The organism is Rhodococcus sp. RCBS9, from assembly GCF_029457415.1.
Taxonomy (GTDB): domain Bacteria; phylum Actinomycetota; class Actinomycetes; order Mycobacteriales; family Mycobacteriaceae; genus Rhodococcus_F; species Rhodococcus_F qingshengii.
Genome location: NZ_CP120422.1, coordinates 1,360,827 through 1,375,976, shown reverse-complemented (window position 1 = coordinate 1,375,976; position 15,150 = coordinate 1,360,827). Strand labels below are relative to the sequence as shown.

Below are 15,150 nucleotides of genomic sequence, written 5' to 3'. Positions count from 1 at the left end.
TACCTGAGGACATACCGCGTCGGAAAAGATGGGTCCATGGCCTGATGCGCACAGGTGGATCGGCAGCGGATAGTGGAGGTCGACGCGGATGAACCGCGAGTTCCGTTGAAAGGAAACAACACATGACCTCCCCGATGAATACCCGCAAGCTCACCCGCGCCCGCTCGGGAGCAATGTTCGGTGGGGTGTGCGCCGGAATCGCTCGGTACTTCGGTTGGAAGTCGTCGACTGTCCGCTTGCTGTTCGTACTCTCGTGCCTGCTGCCCGGCCCGCAGTTTCTGATCTACATCGTGATGTGGATTTTCATTCCTCGTGAGCAGATCTGACCGAACCGCTCAACGGCGGCGGTCTTTCAGGCATTGCTTGGCCTCGTGCAATTCCTCCGAACTCAGTGGAGGAAGGGGCAGTGCGTCACGGTGCAAGCCCTCCGTGCGTAGGCCGTCGAGCATTACCGAGAGGTATCGACGCCACACGGTCGGGTTGACGGGCTGAGCAAATTCGGTGACTGCGCCCACCATGAAGATGAGGCCGAACAGGTCCGTCGGTACGGCGTCGGTGCGCAGCATCCCGGCCTCCTGGGCCCGGTAGAAGATCCTCTCGACCGACGGTTCGATGATGGATCGTTGGCATGCGACTTGCTCGCATCCCTCGTCGGTTCCGTTCAGGACGTCTTTGAGTCCGCGGTTGACCGACATACGGCTGCAGGCGAATTCGGCAAAGGTGACAAGTCCGTCCCACGGATCCGGATTGGCAAGTGACGCGTCCGCGGCCGCTGCCATGTCGGCGAAGTTCTGCTGGAAGACTCCGTCGATCAATTCTTCCTTGCTGGCGAACCGCCGATAGACCGTTCCGACGCCGACCCCCGCGCGCCGGGCGACGTCGTCGAGTGTGACGTCGATCCCTTCTTCGGCGAACAATTCACGTGCGGCGTCGATGATCAACTGCCGATTACGTGCAGCATCGGCGCGAAGGGGGCGCTCCATTGCGGTACTCATGTCCCCACTCTACCCGCCAAGTGGAGACAGCCTCTCCGTTTTCGTGTAGCGTTTTTGCTAACCGGAGAAGCCATCTCCGCATAGGTTGGGCGAGGGACTATGTCAGACATTGCTGAACGGACTGAATTCGAGCAGTCCTCAGCGCCTTCAGGGGACAACCACGCAAAGCGGTGGCTGGTTCTCGCGGTTCTGGGAATTGCGCAGCTGATGGTGGTCTTGGATGCCACCATCGTCAACATCGCGCTGCCTGCTGCGCAGCGCTCACTGGAGTTCGGTGATTCGGACCGCCAGTGGATCATCACGGCATACGCATTGGCGTTCGGCAGTTTGCTGCTACTCGGCGGTCGATTGAGCGACTTGTTCGGGCGCAGGCGAACTTTCATCGTCGGCCTGATCGGCTTCGCAGTCGCTTCCGCCATCGGTGGCGCAGCCGTCAACTTCGAAATGCTTGTTGCCGCTCGTGCCGGCCAAGGCGTATTCGGTGCGCTCCTTGCCCCGGCAGCCCTGTCGCTGCTGTCCGTGACATTCACGGATCCAGGTGAGCGTGCCAAGGCGTTCGGTATCTTCGGTGCCGTTGCCGGCGGTGGTGGCGCCATCGGACTGCTGCTCGGCGGCGCACTCACCGAGTGGGTCGACTGGCGCTGGTGCCTCTTCGTGAATCTCTTCTTCGCGGCGATCGCTCTGGTCGGAGCAGTCCTGTTGCTCGCGCCGCACACCAGTGACTCGCGACCCAAGCTCGACATCCCCGGAACGATCCTGGTGTCGATCAGCTTGTTCAGCATCGTCTTCGGATTCTCGAAGGCCGAGTCGGACGGGTGGAGTGCAACTCCCACTATCTCGTGGCTCGTTGCCGGCGTCGTGTTCATGGCGGCGTTCATCTACTGGCAGACCAAGTCCGAGCACCCACTTCTTCCGCTGCGGGTGGTCCTCGACCGAATCCGGGCTGGCTCGTACCTGGCGATCTTCCTTTCCGGCGCAGGCATGTTCGCAGTCTTCCTGTTCCTGACGTACTACATGCAGCTGATCCTCGGGTACAGCCCGATCATGACCGGCCTCGCATTCATGCCGATGGTGTTCGGAATCGTGACAGCGGCAACGCTTTCGACAGCGGTTTTGCTGCCGCGCGTCGGTCCGCGAGTGCTGATCGTGAGCGGAATGGTCATCGCGGCGATCGGAATGACTCTGCTGGCCCAGATCTCGGTGGACAGCACCTATGCAGTCCACATTCTGCCGGGGCTCGTCGTCACCGGACTCGGCATGGGCAGCATTTTCGCCCCGTCGATGCAGGGAGCAACTTCAGGCGTGCATCACGAAGATGCCGGCGTCGCATCTGCCACGGTCAACACGATGCAGCAGGTGGGCGGCTCGATCGGAACTGCACTGCTCAGCACGATTGCCGCCTCGGCTTCCACCAACTACCTGGTGGGCCGCGAGATGAATCCGCTGACTCAGGCGCAGGCCGCCGTCGAGAGTTACACCACGACGTTCTATTGGGCCGCAGGCATATTCGCGGTCGGTGCGGTCTTGACCGGACTGGTTCTTCGGAGTGGACTGCTTCCGGATTCGCCGGAAGGTGAACCGGTAATCGCCCACTGACAGCAAATTTCGGGGTCGACGCCGCAATGGCGTCGACCCCGAAATCGACTCAGCAGTTCTTCCCGGGCGTTGCCTGAAACCGATGAAGGACGTGATCGAGTTGCTCGGAGGACAGCGCCGGCACGGGCAGTTCCCGATGGTCGGTGCGGGACGCGCAGAGTCCGTCGATCATGAACCCGAGTGCGCGGCGGTAAGCCTGAGGGGCCTCGTCGCCACCGAACTTCTGGGCCATCTTGACGACCTGCATGAGAAGCGGAATGTCGTTGACTTCGAAGTCGCTGCGCAGGGTGCCCTGTTCCTTGGCTCGATTGACAAGTACCGCAGTGTGTCGAGCGATCCCGGCGCGCGCGCGAGCGAAGGTGTCGGACGTGAAGCGTCCGTCCATCAGGAGATCGCCGAATCCGCGGTTGTCTGCCATGCGCAGAGAGATCACGTCGAGAAAGTAGACAAGACCTTCCCAGGCGTCGGGCATCTCTCGGGCGGTGGCGGCGATCGTTTCGATCTCGGAACACCGCGTGTCGAACAGTGCCTGGATCAGTTCGTCCTTGCTGGCGAACCGGCGATAGACGGTGCCGACGCCGACGCCGGCGTGCTTCGCGACGTCCGCCAGCGTGGCGTCGAGTCCTTGGGCAGCGAACACCTCGCGAGCGGAGTTGAGGATGCGCTCGAGGTTGGCCTTGGCGTCGGACCGAAGGCGCGGCTGTGAGCAGTCGGCCGAGGTCCCCGCATGAGAAGCGTCGGGGTGTGTTGTCGGCATCCTCACAGTCTACGGCACTAAGCGGAATGATCGATTCCGTTAGTGCTATATTACTAAGCGGAACGTGTGGTTCCGATTGTCCGTATGAGAGAAGCCGATATGAGCACGTCTGACATCTGGGTCGGGAGCAATCCGATCTCGATGGTGGGTACGCGGAGTGCAGGTTTCGCGGCAACGAGGCTTCGCGCCCTTGCCGGCGACGGCGCCTTTGCTCAGCTCGTTCGTTTTGCCCTCGTCGGCGGAGCCAGCAACATCTTGTACTTTGCCGCTTTTCTGGCGCTGCGCGGTGACGGAGCGCTGGTCGCCAACGCAGTTGGTGCGGTCTTGAGCACCATTCTGGCCAATGAGCTGCATCGCCGGCTCACCTTCCACGCCGCGGATCGCGTCAACTGGTTCACCGCGCAGTGGGAAGGCGGTGGACTCGCACTGGTCGGGTTGATCGCCAGTTCTGCCGCCATCAGTGCGCTCGGCTTCCTTCTCCCAGGCGCCGACGGGCTTCTTCAAGCCGGGCTTGTGATCGCCGTGAGCGGAATTGTCGGTGGCCTGCGATTCGTCGCCCTTCGCGGTTGGGTGTTCTGAGCGGTTCTCGAATTCGGATCGGACTCGGCTCGTAGGGAACACTGAGACCCATGAGCCTTTCGATAGCCGACTCCGGCATCCGTCTGGCTGTGCTCTGCATCGTCATGGCACTTGTCGCCACGCTCGTCTACCGATTCACCTATCTCGGTAGCGTTCGGGTGGTCCCCGGTGCCCTCGCTCGTGGCGCTCTTCAACTGGCTGCGATTTCGTTGATCCTTGCCGCCGCCTTGGCCCACATCTGGTCGGCGCTCCTCGTGCTCGCCGGCATGTTCGTTGCGGCGTCTTTCACCGCGGCACGACGCTCGAACGCGGGGACGTCCGGAGTTTGGCTGACCATCGCGTTGGCGTCGGGAATCGGTGTGGTTCTGCCACTGATGCTGCTGTCCGGAGTGGTTCCGCTGCAAGGCGTCGCTCTGGTGCCGATCGGCGGCATTGTTCTGGGTGGCGCGATGACTGCAACATCGATGGCAGCCAAACGCGGACTCGACGCCGTCGACGACCGGTACGGGGAAGTGGAAGCAGCACTGAGCCTTGGATTTTCCCAACGCGATGCGCGGTGGGAGGTAGCCCGCACCGCTGCCTCCGATGCTCTGCTGCCTGGAGTCGACCAGACACGCACGGTCGGCCTCGTGACATTGCCCGGAGCCTTTGTCGGTGTGTTGCTCGCGACGGGATCGGCCGTTCAGGCCGGTGCTGTGCAAATTCTTGTATTGGCAGGGTTGTTGTTGGCACAAACCTGCTCGGTGGCCGTGGCGTTGGAACTCGTCGCCCGCGGTTTCGTCTTTCGAGGCCAAGCTGTCAGGCCTGCGCGAGTTCGTTGATCTTGTCGCTGCGAAGGACGCGCTCGGGAAGATCGGGGTGTTTGCCGCGAGGGTGGTCATTGCCCTACCGATGCTTTCACTGGTCACGCCGCTAGGCCATACCCTGCGTAAGAGTGGGTAGAGAGGCGCGGAGATTTGATACGACCGCGTCGATTCGTGAATCGTCCATGTATTCGACCAGCACTCTGTTGCCGACCATCACAACGGAACGGACTGGAGATCATCCGGCCGGAATAGCCAACTGAACGCTTGACCTGCAATTATGAGTCCATTTTGATCCGACTCGCGACTAAAGTCCCTACAAACCGGCTGGACGGTTGGCTGAAAATAGTTTTATGGACGAAGGAGTTGACGAAATACACGTTCTCGGATCGGAGTCCGCCGGTCGAATGGTAGAGGCGTCGGCGATCATCGTTCTCGGTGCGCTCTGTGCAGTAGTCGCAGGTTCGGGTGTGTTCTTTGTCGTCGGATCGATTGGTGGCTTCGCCCGATTGCTCTACCTGGTTGTTCGTGGTCCGCTCAACTCTTGCTCGGTACCGGCGTCGACTGTCGAGCTGGCGCCTTCGAGAACGTCATGTGGTCGTTGATGCTCCCGAACGTCGAGTGAAGACGATCAAGGATGTAGTTCTGACGCATGTTCCACGGTGACTTCGATCCCTGCTTCGGGAACTGTTCCACAGCACGCATGACGTACCCCGACGCCAGGTCCAGGATCGGCCGCTGGTCCATCTCTTCGCTCGCGTGTGGCACGCACTTCGAATAGCCGCGCTTGTCCATCTCCGTCAGCAGTCGGCAGACGTACATCGACGTGAGATCTGCTCGCAGAGTCCACGAGGCGTTGGTGTAGCCGACGCACATCGCGAAGTTCGGTACGTCGCTGATCATCATGCCCTTGTAGACGTAACGATCACCGAGGGTGACGGGTTCGCCGTCCACTTCGATCGACATCCCGCCGCACGCTTCCATCTTCAATCCTGTTGCAGTGACAATGATGTCAGCTTCGAGTTCGCGACCTGACGCGAGACGAATTCCGGTCTCGGTGAAAGTGTCGATGCGATCGGTCTCGATCGAGGCCTTGCCGGATCGGAGGGCTTTGAACAAATCGCCGTCCGGTACGACGCACAAGCGTTGATCCCAGGGATCGTAGGTGGGTGTGAAGTGAGGATCGAGTGGGATCTCTTCCGGGAGTTGGCGACTGATCGCGAGGTTCAGCAACCGCTTTGCACGCGCTGGACTGCGCCGGCACAGTTGATAGAAACTCAGGTTCACTACGATGCTCTTCCATCGAGCGATGCTGTGCGCGAGTTGATTCGGCAATACTGCGCGGATGGTGTCCGATACCTTGTCGCTGGACGGCAGAGCCAGAATGTATGTCGGTGATCGCTGGAGCATCGTGACGTGGCTTGCGTCCCGTGACATCGTGGGGACCAATGTGACTGCGGTGGCGCCGCTTCCGATCACAACGACCTTCTTGTCGGAGTAATCGAGTTCTTCGGGCCAGAACTGCGGGTGCACAACCTTGCCGGCAAACGATTCACGTCCGGGGAAGTCGGGGGTGTATCCGCCCTCGTAGCTGTAGTAACCGCTGCAGAGATAGAGGAAATTGCAGGTCAATGTTTCGTCTTCGTCGCCGGTCGTGACCGTGACTGACCACGTCGAGTCCGCCGACGACCATGATGCGGCCGTCACCTTCCGGTTGTACCGAATCTTCTTGTCGATCCCGTTCTCTCGCGCGGTGTCGCGCACGTACCGGAGGATCGAATCACCGTCGGCGATTGCTTTGGCATCTGTCCACGGCCGAAACGGGTAGCCGAGCGTGAACATGTCGGAATCCGACCGGATGCCAGGGTATTTGAAGAGGTCCCAGGTTCCGCCACTGTTCGCGCGGGCCTCGAGGATTGCGTACGACTTGCCGGGAAGCTCGGTCTGGAGTCGATACGCAGCACCGATGCCGGACAAGCCGGCGCCGACGATCAGGACATCGAGGTGTTCGGTGCTCATCAGTTCGGACTCCGTATCGATCGTGTGGGGCCACCGGGCAGGCTAAGTGTTCGATCTCCACACTACTGAACGATGCTCAGTAAGGCGAGGATGACCATGTGATCGTCGGCGGTCGGATAGCCGCACACAGTGGTTTACCTGCGGCGTCGGTGAGGCCGAGGTCTCCGTGGAGCATGCCGGAAGCGTCGGCCTCCTCGGCGATGTGCTCGGGGATCGCGTCGAGCATCAGCTTTGCGCGCCGAAACATCTCGAACGTCTGGTCATCGGATACCGTCACCCAGGACAGGTAGATGAAGCGTCCGCGAGGTGGACCCTGGATGTATGGACCGAGTAAGTCCCAGGCACCGGACTTTCGCTCCAGACTCGCTGTCAGTTCCCATCGCACTGTCTCGGTATCTCCCGGTACGAGGTCGAGGATTTCGTGTGGCTTGCCTCGGCGCTGAACGCCGACGTGGATGTTGCTGCGCTCTTCGAAGGTTGCGGTTTCGGAACACTCACGTCCGGGCAGGCTGTGACCGGTGATGATGATCTGCATATCGACATCATGCTCTGCATAGGTCGGGAGGGGTTGGCGTGGTGAGTCGTTCGGGTAGAACCTCTGTTGCGGCCGTGGTGGCGAGCATTCTGTTGTCGGGTCTCGGGTGGGGGTCAGGTGTTGCAGTGGCGACGGCGGACGAACCGGAAGTCGCGGGCGCGCTGGAGTCCTATGGCGAACTCTCGGCCGCAGTGTTTCCGGTCGGCGCCGGTGAGACGCAGCGGGTCGTCTATCGAACTCTGCGTACCGCTGACAGATGGGGAGAGTCGTCAGGGTCCGTGTTTCTGCCGGAAGGCGCCCCACCGGCGGGCGGTTGGCCCGTCATCTCCTATGCCCACGGAACTTTGGGCAGTGCGGATCAGTGTGCACCCTCGTCGACCGGATTCGGTCCGGGCGAGATCGAACCGATCGAACGCTGGTTGGAGCAGGGGTACGCGGTGGTCGCTACCGACTACTCGGGAGTTGGTACCGACGGGGTGCTGGCCTATCTCGACGGACATGCCGCCGGCGCGAATGCCGTCGACATCGTGCGGGCCGCGCACGAGTTGTACGGCAATGTGCTGAGTCCGCAGTGGATGGTCGCGGGTTTGTCCGAAGGTGGTCATGCGGCGTACTTCGCGGGACACGATGCCACCACTCGTGCACCGGAATTGGATTTCCGTGGCTCGGTTGTCGTCGCAGGCCCCACACACATGGAAGGGCTGTTTCCGTTGGGCGGCCCGCTGTTTCCCGACATCGGTATCACCGGGCTGGTGGGATATGCGCTGTACGTCCTGGCTGGGATCGACGATCAACGACCCGAAGAGAACATTCGCGAGGTTCTCTCGCCGCAGGGGATCGAGGGGGTGGAAAAGGCTCGGACACTGTGCGCCGGAGATCTCGGCCGACACATTCGAGCCGAACGAATCCAGTTGAGCTCGTTGTTTTCTCGGTCGGTATGGACGCCGCGCATGTACGACCTGTTCCGCGAGATGATGCAGGTGCCGGTTGACGGCTACGACCGTCCACTGCGCGTGGTGCAGAGCGTGTCGGACACAACGGTTCCTGTCGCCCTTACCTGGGCGCAACTGGCCGACATGCGTTCGCGGGGAACGCAGTTCGAGTATCAAGAACTCGCCGGAATCAGCCACGGTCAAACGACGGTCGCTTCGATGGACCAGACCATGGAGTTCATCGATCGATTGATGAGGTGATGTTCGGCGGTGTTGTTGTTGTTTCAGTGTGGTTGTTCAGCGCATACGTCGCGGCCCGTAATCGTGGCCACCGTTGGCGAACCACACGATTGCCGCAATCGCGTACAGGATGCAGACCAGGAGTAGTAGGCCGCCTGCGATCCACAGCGAGATCTGACCGAGCCGTTTCACTCGATCGGACGCATACCGCGACCCGGCCACATCGCCGTCAGCCCACAGCGGATACACGTTGAAGGCGTGCGTGAAAGCGGAGAAGGAAAGCGGCCAGAAGAACAGCAGCGAGACCACTGCCCAGCCCGCATTGACGGGTGGTCGAATCGGGTGCTGAGGAACGGATTGCTGGACAGTGGGTTGATCCGGGGTGGTCATGGGGGCTCCTGACATGAGGTGGCCCTTTCGACGCTACTGCGATGGAGCTGAAGAATCACTGAAAAACGGTGTTCGGTGATGCGATGTGGATCAGCGGCGTAAGTGTGCTGGATCAGCCGCATTGCCAGTCGTGACCGCTGGTGGTGGTTCCGGGTCATTGTTGTGCAGACGAGGGGCGTTCACGTCAGCGCAACTCGATGCCGCTCCGCGAGCATCCTCGCTACCGGCAGGACGTCCTTTGCTGCCATCTCGATACGTTCGAATACCTCGGGATTGAGGATGGTCGTTCCGTCGAAATCACCTGAGCTGAGATAGATTCCGACCGGAGCGGTCAGCGCTTGGAAGAAAGCGAACAGTGGCCGCAGGGCATGATCCAACACGAGAGCATCGCGGTCGCTACCACCTGTAGCGGCAAGAATCACCGGAGTGTTGGCAAGCGCGTACTGGTCGACGAGATCGAAAAAATGCTTGAACATTCCCGTGTACGAGCCGCGGAACACCGGTGACGCCGCGATGACGATATCGGCGGACTCGACTGCTGCCAGCGCTTCGGCGGTCACTGAGTCGACGTGATCGCGATCCAGAGCAGATGCAAGACCTGGAATCAGATCCACGATCTCGAAAACTCGTGTGTCGATCTGCTCGAAGTCTCCCAAGGTTTCGACGATCAGGTCGACGAGGGCACGAGTCTTGGAGGGTTTTTGAAGGTTGCCGACAACGGCAACAATTTTGAGCGGTGTGCTCATCGAAACTCCTATTTTTGGGACGACTTCAGTGATTCGATTTCCTTACGCACAACGGGGGCTACTTCGGTGCCGAGGATCTCGATCGCACGCAGCATGTCCTTCTGTGGCACGTTGCCGAACCCCATCTGGATCATGATGCGGTCATGATGGAACAGTTCGTACTGCGCCATCGTCTTGTCGATGATTTCCTGCGGGCCGCCGAGGAAGAACGCACCCGCGGTGGTCGCCTGCGCCTCGTATGCCCTGCGCGGCATGGGAACTCCGTTTCCCCGCTGATGATGATTCTGCATCCACCCGGCCTGGAAGTACGGGTACGACGTGTCGAGTGCTGTTTGCTTCGAGATATCGACAAATCCTGGCGAAGCAATCGAGACAGCGAGCTTCTTCGGATCGTGTCCGAACTCCGCTGCAGCCCTGCGGTACAGATCGACGAACGGTTCGAACTGTTGGTAGCTTCCACCGATGATGGCCAGTGAGAGGGGCAGGCCCAGTTTCGCGGCACGGACGACAGAGGCCGGAGTACCTCCGACTGCGATCCACACCGGAATCTGACGGTCCGGGCGGGGCGTCACGTCACCGTCGATCAGTGGTGCGCGAAGTTGTCCTTCCCAGTTGATCGGGTTCTCGTCGCGCAGTTTTAGTAGTAGATCGAGCTTTTCGGCGAAGAGTTCGTTGTACTGGGACAGGTCGTACCCGAAAAGCGGAAATGACTCCGTGTACGAACCTCGGCCGGCAATGATCTCGGCACGGCCTTCGGAAAGCAGGTCGACTGTCGCGAACTGTTGGAACACACGGACGGGATCGTCGGAACTGAGTACGGTTACGGCGCTGGACAGCTTGATGTTGTCGGTAGCCTGAGCCATTGCCGCGAGCACAACTGCCGGGGCTGAGACTGCGAAGTCGGTGCGATGGTGCTCGCCGACGCCGAAGACATCGAGTCCAACCTGATCGGCAACGGTTGCCTGCTCCACCAAATGGCGAAGGTGGACACCGGGATTCATCATCGCGCCGGTAGTGGGATCTGGGGTGAGTTCACCGAAATGGTAGACGCCCAATTCGAAAGCCATGTTGTTTCTCGCTATCTGTTCGTGGGGGTGATGGAAAGTTGTTCTACGTGCGCATCGCATGCGCCGCCTTGATTCGTGTGATGTGCGGCAAGTCGGGAGAAGAAGCGTTCGAGTACCGGAAGCTCCTCAGTTTCAATGAGATCGGAGAAGTATTCGGCGATCCCTCGCGTGTGTATGGCGGACGCTTTTCGAAGCGTCTTCTTGCCCGCAGGCGTCATTGACACCGTCACGACGCGTCGATCGTTTTCCGGGCGAACGCGCTCTGCCAGTCCTGCCTCGACCAATCGATCGACGACGCGCGTCACGCCACTGGTGGTGACCAGGACCAGTTCGGCCAGATCGCCCATTCGGATCGTGTTTCCCGGCGCTTCGTGCAGTCGGAGCAGAACGTCGTACTGGCCAAGGGTGAGCCCGGTGGTGGTTCGAAGGTCCGCCTCCATCTTGCCGAGGATGACGCTGTGGCTGACCACTAGGTCACGCCAGACGGAACCGCGTCGACGTTCGTCGGTAGTCATCGGTGACAGCCTCCATTTATTTGCGCTCGCAAGTATTGCTTACTCAAATAATACGCCTGGATCGATCGAACTATTCCCCGCTCTCATTTGTGCTGGTAGCAAGGTATTGACTCGAACACGTGTTCGAGTATTGTTAGGGGTGGGGATCGGGGGATTCAATGAGTGTTCTGTTGTCGGATGTGGTGTCTGGTTCTGCGGTGGGGTTGCGCGGACGCCTGTGGCAGTTGACGGCTTCTGAGTTGCGTGCTGCTGCTATCGACGCGAGTGCGGAGATTCTTCGTCTCGAGGCTGTGCGGGTGGCGGTGGTGGACGAGTTGTCGATGCGGCCGGATGATCAGGTGATTGCCAGCCGCGGGGTGGGTGCGTGGTTGGCGGGCAACACGATGCTGCAGGTTCGGGACGGGAAGAAGATCGCCGCGTTAGGTGCGGCTTTGCGGCCGTTTCCGGCGGTGGCGGCTCGGTTCGATGGCGGGGATTGCTCGTTCGATCATGCTGTGTTGATCGTGGCGTTCTGCGAGTCACCGCCGAAGGGGATGCCGGAGGAGGCGCTCCCTCGCTGTATCGACCTACTGTTGGCTGCTGCGTCGGGTGTGGAGGCGACGACGACGAAGGTGCGGAACGTGATCGCGACCTTGGAGCGAGTGTTCGAATCCGATGAGATTCCACCCGCCGAGGATACCGACCTCAACGAGCTCCGGATCGCGTCGACATTGAACGGTCGAGTGGTGGTGCGCGGCGATTTCGACGCCCTCACCGGCGAGATGTTGCTGTCGGCGTTGTCGAATCTGACGATGCCCACCCCGGCACCCGATGGAACCCCGGATTCTCGGTCGGCGGCCAAGCGGACGGCGGACGGGTTCACCGAACTGATCCGCCGCTATCTCGATTGCGCCAAGACTGGTACCGATGGTGGTCAGCGTCCACACGTGAACGTGCACCTCAATGCTCGTGATCTCGCTGAGCATCGGGATTGCGCCGCGTCGCCTTCTGATGTGGACGACGAAGGCTCACCCGATCTGGACTTGTCGGATCTTGATGTCGGGCACATGCCCTGGCTCGGGCCACTCTCGGTGTCGCAGACCCGACTTCTCGGGTGTGACTGCTTCCTCTCCACCGTTCTGCTCGACGATCACGGTGCGCCCTTGGATGCGCAACCAGGAAAGAGGTTGGTCACCGCCGAACAACGCGTCGCCCTCATCGCCCGAGACAAAGGCTGCGCCTTCCCGGGCTGCACATGCGTGCCCGCCTGGACTGATGCGCACCATATCCGGCACTGGGCCAACGGTGGCCAGACGGTGATGAACAACCTGGTCCTGCTGTGCCGTTCACACCACCGGCTGATGCACCGAAAATCAGGGTTCGTCGGGAAATGGGAAATCCGAATAGGAGTCGACAACAAACCCTGGTTCATCCCGCCGCCCTCGATCGACCCCGGACAGCAACCCAGGCCGGCGAACACCACCTTCAAAACCTGAGAGGTCAAACCTCTTTGGCGACAACAGACCACGGACCGAGCACCGCATCGAAGGGATCCTCCGATGCGGTGCCAACCGGCCGTGGAGGAGTCGAATCAGTGCTTCGAGCGCTTGTGGCGGTACATCTCCGCATCGGCCGTATCCCAAGTCTCGGAAAGGCTTTGGGTCATGGAAAAGTCGGCTCGACCGATCGAACAACAGACGTCGGCATTCCGGAACGCCTTCTCCAAACACTCGAGCAGGTAGTCGACGGCGCGCGGCTGTGTATCGGGCAGAGCGATTCCGAACTCGTCTCCGCCCAACCGTGAAACCACCGCACCAGGGTGCGCGCACGCTGCCAAGATCTTGCCGGCCCTTTGAACGTATTCGTCGCCCGCGGCGTGGCCGAGTTCGTCGTTGATGGTCTTCATGCCGTCCAGATCGACGATGATGATAGCTCCCGGATCGGCGAATTGGCGGTACCGAGTTTGCTCGGCCTCGAGGATGCGATTCCACCCGCGCCGATTGAGAAGACCTGTCAACGGGTCGGTCTCGGCATCGAGTTGCGCAGTTTCGGCCAGTCGGACTGACTGCGCGCGCTGATAGTCGACATCGAGAATGGTTCCGAGAAGTCGGCACAGGAGATTGAGGAGGGCTAGGTTGTCCTCGAGTGCGGAGTCGCCCGCACTCGGGTCGGCGCCACACAGAGTGCCGAAGAGACTGCCGTCGTTGTGGAGGATTGGGATGCTGACGTATGCGCCAATGCCTTCCCACCTGCCATCACGGGACAGTGCGCGCACGAGCGCGCGATTCGATGAGACTGGCGGCGCATTTCCGAGTACCACCTCGCTGCACATGGTGTTTGGCCAAGCCCGGGTCTCGCCGACTTCGATGTGAAGTGGGTTGGGTGAGACGGTGAGAAAGATTTGATTGGACCCGTCGAACCGCGTGATCGACCACAGTGCCAGCGGAAGATATTCGTCGAGGTAGGACACGACCGAGCGACTTGCGTCGTCGAAATTCGTCAGAGGTGGCAAGAGTGGCAACATCGGGATGGTGCGCGCCTGGCCGTGCGGCATTTTTGACCTCCTGATCGACCCTAGGATTCTGTCGATGTTCAGGCTCTTGGTCCCGCGTGCGACAAATCTTCCACGAACAGTCTGCCTCGAGAATCCTCGCGATTGCTGAAAGTGTGCTGTGATTCTTCCGACCGCGGGGCCGTGGATTCTTTGGTGGCCAGCTAATCTTCCGGTATGGAGCTGGCGCGTGGAGCGAACACAGTCATTGAGGGAACTTCGCTGAAGGTGGCGGTGAACGGTAGCGCCCCGGGCACGGTAGACCTGATGGTGTTCCAGCTCGGCGAACGGAACAAAGTACGGGACGACGCAGATTTTGTCTTCTTCAATCAGCCGGTCTCACCCGAAGGCGCGGTGCGCTTGGAGCCCGGCGGCGTCATCGAAATCGACATTGCGAGGTTGCCCGCTGACATCCATCAGCTGAGTGTTGCCGTGGCACTTGACGCGGCGGCAAACGGAACCCTGTCTGCTGTCGGGGGCCTTGGGGTCGTGGTGGAGCAGGTTGGTTCCACCGCCATCGTGGCTCAGGCTTTGGGGTTGACGAGTGAGAGAGCAGCGGTTCTCGTCGAGATCTATCGCCGCGGCACGGGCTGGAAGCTGCGAAACGTGTCAGCTGGCTGGGACAGCGGATTGGCGGACCTGGTAACAGCATTCGGCGTTTCGGTCGACGAGGAACCGCCGGCTCGACCCGCCGGCTCTGCTGAATCGACAGGCGGTATCCGGACCGTGCCCGACGAAGCCAAACTCTCCATGGTGAAGCGGGAGAAGCTGGACCTCCGAAAGCGCGAAGTGGCCAAGGTCCTGCTGACGAAGGGTGGCAACGGAATTCGGGCACGGGTGGTCCTGGTGATCGACAAAACCGGAAGTATGGCCAAGCAGTACCGCACCAGAGTGGTGCATCGTGTTGTCGAACGCATGATTCCCGTTGCGATCCAACTCGATGACGACGGCAAGCTGGAGCCGTACTTGTATGCAGTCAGCTTCGTCAAACTCCCCGAGATCTCTGTCCATGACGCGGAAGAGTGGTCGGATACCTACCTGCACTTGCGCGGCTCGCACGGCGGATTCAACTACGACAAGATCGGCGCCGCAAATCGTGAAGTGCCGATCATGACTGAGATTCTTTCCGGCCTGACACGTGGTTCGGCGCCGACGCTCGTCCTGTTCTTCACCGACGGTGGCTTCAGCGAGCGCAAGGAAATCACGAAATTGATGCGCGAAGCGTCTGGGCTCCCGGCCTTTTGGCAGTTCGTCGGAATCGGCAAGGCCAACTACGGAGTGCTGGAGAAGCTCGACGACCTCGACGGCAGGGTGGTCGACAATGCCGGATTCTTCGCGCTGGACGACATCGACACCGTCGACGACGCCCTGTTGTACACCCGTTTGCTGAGTGAATTCCCGGATTGGCACAAGGCAGCTGTAGCCGCGGGCATCACAACGCCGTGA

General features: G+C 60.7%; 16 protein-coding genes. 7 read left to right on the top strand and 9 right to left on the bottom strand.

Features of this window, described 5'->3' with window-relative positions; translation table 11 throughout:
• The first annotated feature begins 122 nt into the window (after nucleotides 1–122).
• Nucleotides 123–326, top strand: coding sequence for a PspC domain-containing protein (locus tag P0M12_RS06530; RefSeq protein WP_003939828.1), 204 nt, complete (start codon nucleotides 123–125; stop codon nucleotides 324–326).
• 9 nt (nucleotides 327–335) lie between these two features.
• Here P0M12_RS06530 and P0M12_RS06525 read toward each other — a convergent pair whose 3' ends face one another.
• Nucleotides 336–995, bottom strand: coding sequence for a TetR/AcrR family transcriptional regulator (locus P0M12_RS06525; protein WP_080712681.1), 660 nt, complete (start codon nucleotides 993–995; stop codon nucleotides 336–338).
• 99 nt (nucleotides 996–1,094) lie between these two features.
• On the opposite strand from P0M12_RS06525, the gene P0M12_RS06520 reads away from it, so the two are divergent.
• Nucleotides 1,095–2,591: an MFS transporter gene (locus P0M12_RS06520; protein ID WP_003940566.1), complete on the top strand. Its 1,497-nt coding sequence runs from the start codon at nucleotides 1,095–1,097 to the stop codon at nucleotides 2,589–2,591.
• Between the two features lie 49 nt (nucleotides 2,592–2,640).
• Here P0M12_RS06520 and P0M12_RS06515 read toward each other — a convergent pair whose 3' ends face one another.
• Nucleotides 2,641–3,348, bottom strand: a complete 708-nt coding sequence (locus P0M12_RS06515) for a TetR/AcrR family transcriptional regulator (protein ID WP_007731468.1) — start codon at nucleotides 3,346–3,348, stop codon at nucleotides 2,641–2,643.
• Nucleotides 3,349–3,489: 141 nt separating this feature from the next.
• Here P0M12_RS06515 and P0M12_RS06510 point away from each other — a divergent pair, with 141 nt between their 5' ends.
• Both P0M12_RS06510 and P0M12_RS06505 read left to right on the top strand, forming a co-directional pair.
• Nucleotides 3,490–3,927, top strand: a complete 438-nt coding sequence (locus P0M12_RS06510; protein WP_020908979.1) for a GtrA family protein — start codon at nucleotides 3,490–3,492, stop codon at nucleotides 3,925–3,927.
• Between the two features lie 50 nt (nucleotides 3,928–3,977).
• A complete protein-coding gene (locus P0M12_RS06505) occupies nucleotides 3,978–4,748 on the top strand; it encodes an ABC transporter permease (protein WP_007731470.1) in 771 nt (256 codons plus the stop codon).
• A gap of 519 nt (nucleotides 4,749–5,267) precedes the next feature.
• Here P0M12_RS06505 and P0M12_RS06500 read toward each other — a convergent pair.
• Both P0M12_RS06500 and P0M12_RS06495 read right to left on the bottom strand, forming a co-directional pair.
• The gene (locus P0M12_RS06500) at nucleotides 5,268–6,749 is read right to left on the bottom strand and encodes an NAD(P)/FAD-dependent oxidoreductase (protein ID WP_277377534.1); all 1,482 of its coding nucleotides are present in this window, start codon (nucleotides 6,747–6,749) and stop codon (nucleotides 5,268–5,270) included.
• Nucleotides 6,750–6,825: 76 nt separating this feature from the next.
• Nucleotides 6,826–7,284, bottom strand: coding sequence for a DUF5990 family protein (locus P0M12_RS06495; protein ID WP_042452701.1), 459 nt, complete (start codon nucleotides 7,282–7,284; stop codon nucleotides 6,826–6,828).
• Between the two features lie 38 nt (nucleotides 7,285–7,322).
• Here P0M12_RS06495 and P0M12_RS06490 point away from each other — a divergent pair, with 38 nt between their 5' ends.
• Complete coding sequence (locus tag P0M12_RS06490; protein ID WP_277377533.1) at nucleotides 7,323–8,477, top strand: lipase family protein; 1,155 nt, start codon at nucleotides 7,323–7,325, stop codon at nucleotides 8,475–8,477.
• Nucleotides 8,478–8,513: 36 nt separating this feature from the next.
• Here P0M12_RS06490 and P0M12_RS06485 read toward each other — a convergent pair whose 3' ends face one another.
• The 4 genes from P0M12_RS06485 to P0M12_RS06470 form a co-directional block, all read right to left on the bottom strand.
• Nucleotides 8,514–8,846: a CD225/dispanin family protein gene (locus P0M12_RS06485; RefSeq protein WP_007731480.1), complete on the bottom strand. Its 333-nt coding sequence runs from the start codon at nucleotides 8,844–8,846 to the stop codon at nucleotides 8,514–8,516.
• Nucleotides 8,847–9,025: 179 nt separating this feature from the next.
• Nucleotides 9,026–9,592, bottom strand: coding sequence for an FMN reductase (gene msuE, locus P0M12_RS06480; protein ID WP_277377532.1), 567 nt, complete (start codon nucleotides 9,590–9,592; stop codon nucleotides 9,026–9,028).
• An 8-nt stretch (nucleotides 9,593–9,600) separates the two neighbouring features.
• Complete coding sequence (locus tag P0M12_RS06475; RefSeq protein ID WP_277377531.1) at nucleotides 9,601–10,659, bottom strand: LLM class flavin-dependent oxidoreductase; 1,059 nt, start codon at nucleotides 10,657–10,659, stop codon at nucleotides 9,601–9,603.
• 11 nt (nucleotides 10,660–10,670) lie between these two features.
• Nucleotides 10,671–11,174, bottom strand: a complete 504-nt coding sequence (locus tag P0M12_RS06470; RefSeq protein WP_020908970.1) for a MarR family transcriptional regulator — start codon at nucleotides 11,172–11,174, stop codon at nucleotides 10,671–10,673.
• 158 nt (nucleotides 11,175–11,332) lie between these two features.
• On the opposite strand from P0M12_RS06470, the gene P0M12_RS06465 reads away from it, so the two are divergent.
• Entirely contained in the window at nucleotides 11,333–12,649 is a 1,317-nt protein-coding gene (locus P0M12_RS06465) for an HNH endonuclease signature motif containing protein (protein ID WP_277377530.1), read from the top strand.
• A 95-nt stretch (nucleotides 12,650–12,744) separates the two neighbouring features.
• Here P0M12_RS06465 and P0M12_RS06460 read toward each other — a convergent pair whose 3' ends face one another.
• On the bottom strand, nucleotides 12,745–13,707 hold the full coding sequence (locus P0M12_RS06460) for a sensor domain-containing diguanylate cyclase (protein WP_030535217.1): 963 nt from the start codon (nucleotides 13,705–13,707) through the stop codon (nucleotides 12,745–12,747).
• A 174-nt stretch (nucleotides 13,708–13,881) separates the two neighbouring features.
• Here P0M12_RS06460 and P0M12_RS06455 point away from each other — a divergent pair, with 174 nt between their 5' ends.
• Nucleotides 13,882–15,150 (top strand): VWA domain-containing protein, encoded by a 1,269-nt coding sequence (locus P0M12_RS06455; protein WP_277377529.1) that lies wholly within the window; start codon nucleotides 13,882–13,884, stop codon nucleotides 15,148–15,150.

Coding starts and splice junctions, on each gene's coding strand:
- P0M12_RS06520 (WP_003940566.1), top strand. CDS start 1,095: ATGTCAGACATTGCTGAACGGACTGAATTCGAGCAGTCCTCAGCGCCT.
- P0M12_RS06510 (WP_020908979.1), top strand. CDS start 3,490: ATGGTGGGTACGCGGAGTGCAGGTTTCGCGGCAACGAGGCTTCGCGCC.
- P0M12_RS06470 (WP_020908970.1), bottom strand. CDS start 11,174: ATGACTACCGACGAACGTCGACGCGGTTCCGTCTGGCGTGACCTAGTG.
- P0M12_RS06495 (WP_042452701.1), bottom strand. CDS start 7,284: ATGCAGATCATCATCACCGGTCACAGCCTGCCCGGACGTGAGTGTTCC.
- P0M12_RS06515 (WP_007731468.1), bottom strand. CDS start 3,348: ATGCCGACAACACACCCCGACGCTTCTCATGCGGGGACCTCGGCCGAC.
- P0M12_RS06505 (WP_007731470.1), top strand. CDS start 3,978: ATGAGCCTTTCGATAGCCGACTCCGGCATCCGTCTGGCTGTGCTCTGC.
- P0M12_RS06475 (WP_277377531.1), bottom strand. CDS start 10,659: ATGGCTTTCGAATTGGGCGTCTACCATTTCGGTGAACTCACCCCAGAT.
- P0M12_RS06465 (WP_277377530.1), top strand. CDS start 11,333: ATGAGTGTTCTGTTGTCGGATGTGGTGTCTGGTTCTGCGGTGGGGTTG.
- P0M12_RS06525 (WP_080712681.1), bottom strand. CDS start 995: ATGAGTACCGCAATGGAGCGCCCCCTTCGCGCCGATGCTGCACGTAAT.
- msuE (WP_277377532.1), bottom strand. CDS start 9,592: ATGAGCACACCGCTCAAAATTGTTGCCGTTGTCGGCAACCTTCAAAAA.
- P0M12_RS06530 (WP_003939828.1), top strand. CDS start 123: ATGACCTCCCCGATGAATACCCGCAAGCTCACCCGCGCCCGCTCGGGA.
- P0M12_RS06500 (WP_277377534.1), bottom strand. CDS start 6,749: ATGAGCACCGAACACCTCGATGTCCTGATCGTCGGCGCCGGCTTGTCC.
- P0M12_RS06455 (WP_277377529.1), top strand. CDS start 13,882: ATGGAGCTGGCGCGTGGAGCGAACACAGTCATTGAGGGAACTTCGCTG.
- P0M12_RS06485 (WP_007731480.1), bottom strand. CDS start 8,846: ATGACCACCCCGGATCAACCCACTGTCCAGCAATCCGTTCCTCAGCAC.
- P0M12_RS06460 (WP_030535217.1), bottom strand. CDS start 13,707: ATGCCGCACGGCCAGGCGCGCACCATCCCGATGTTGCCACTCTTGCCA.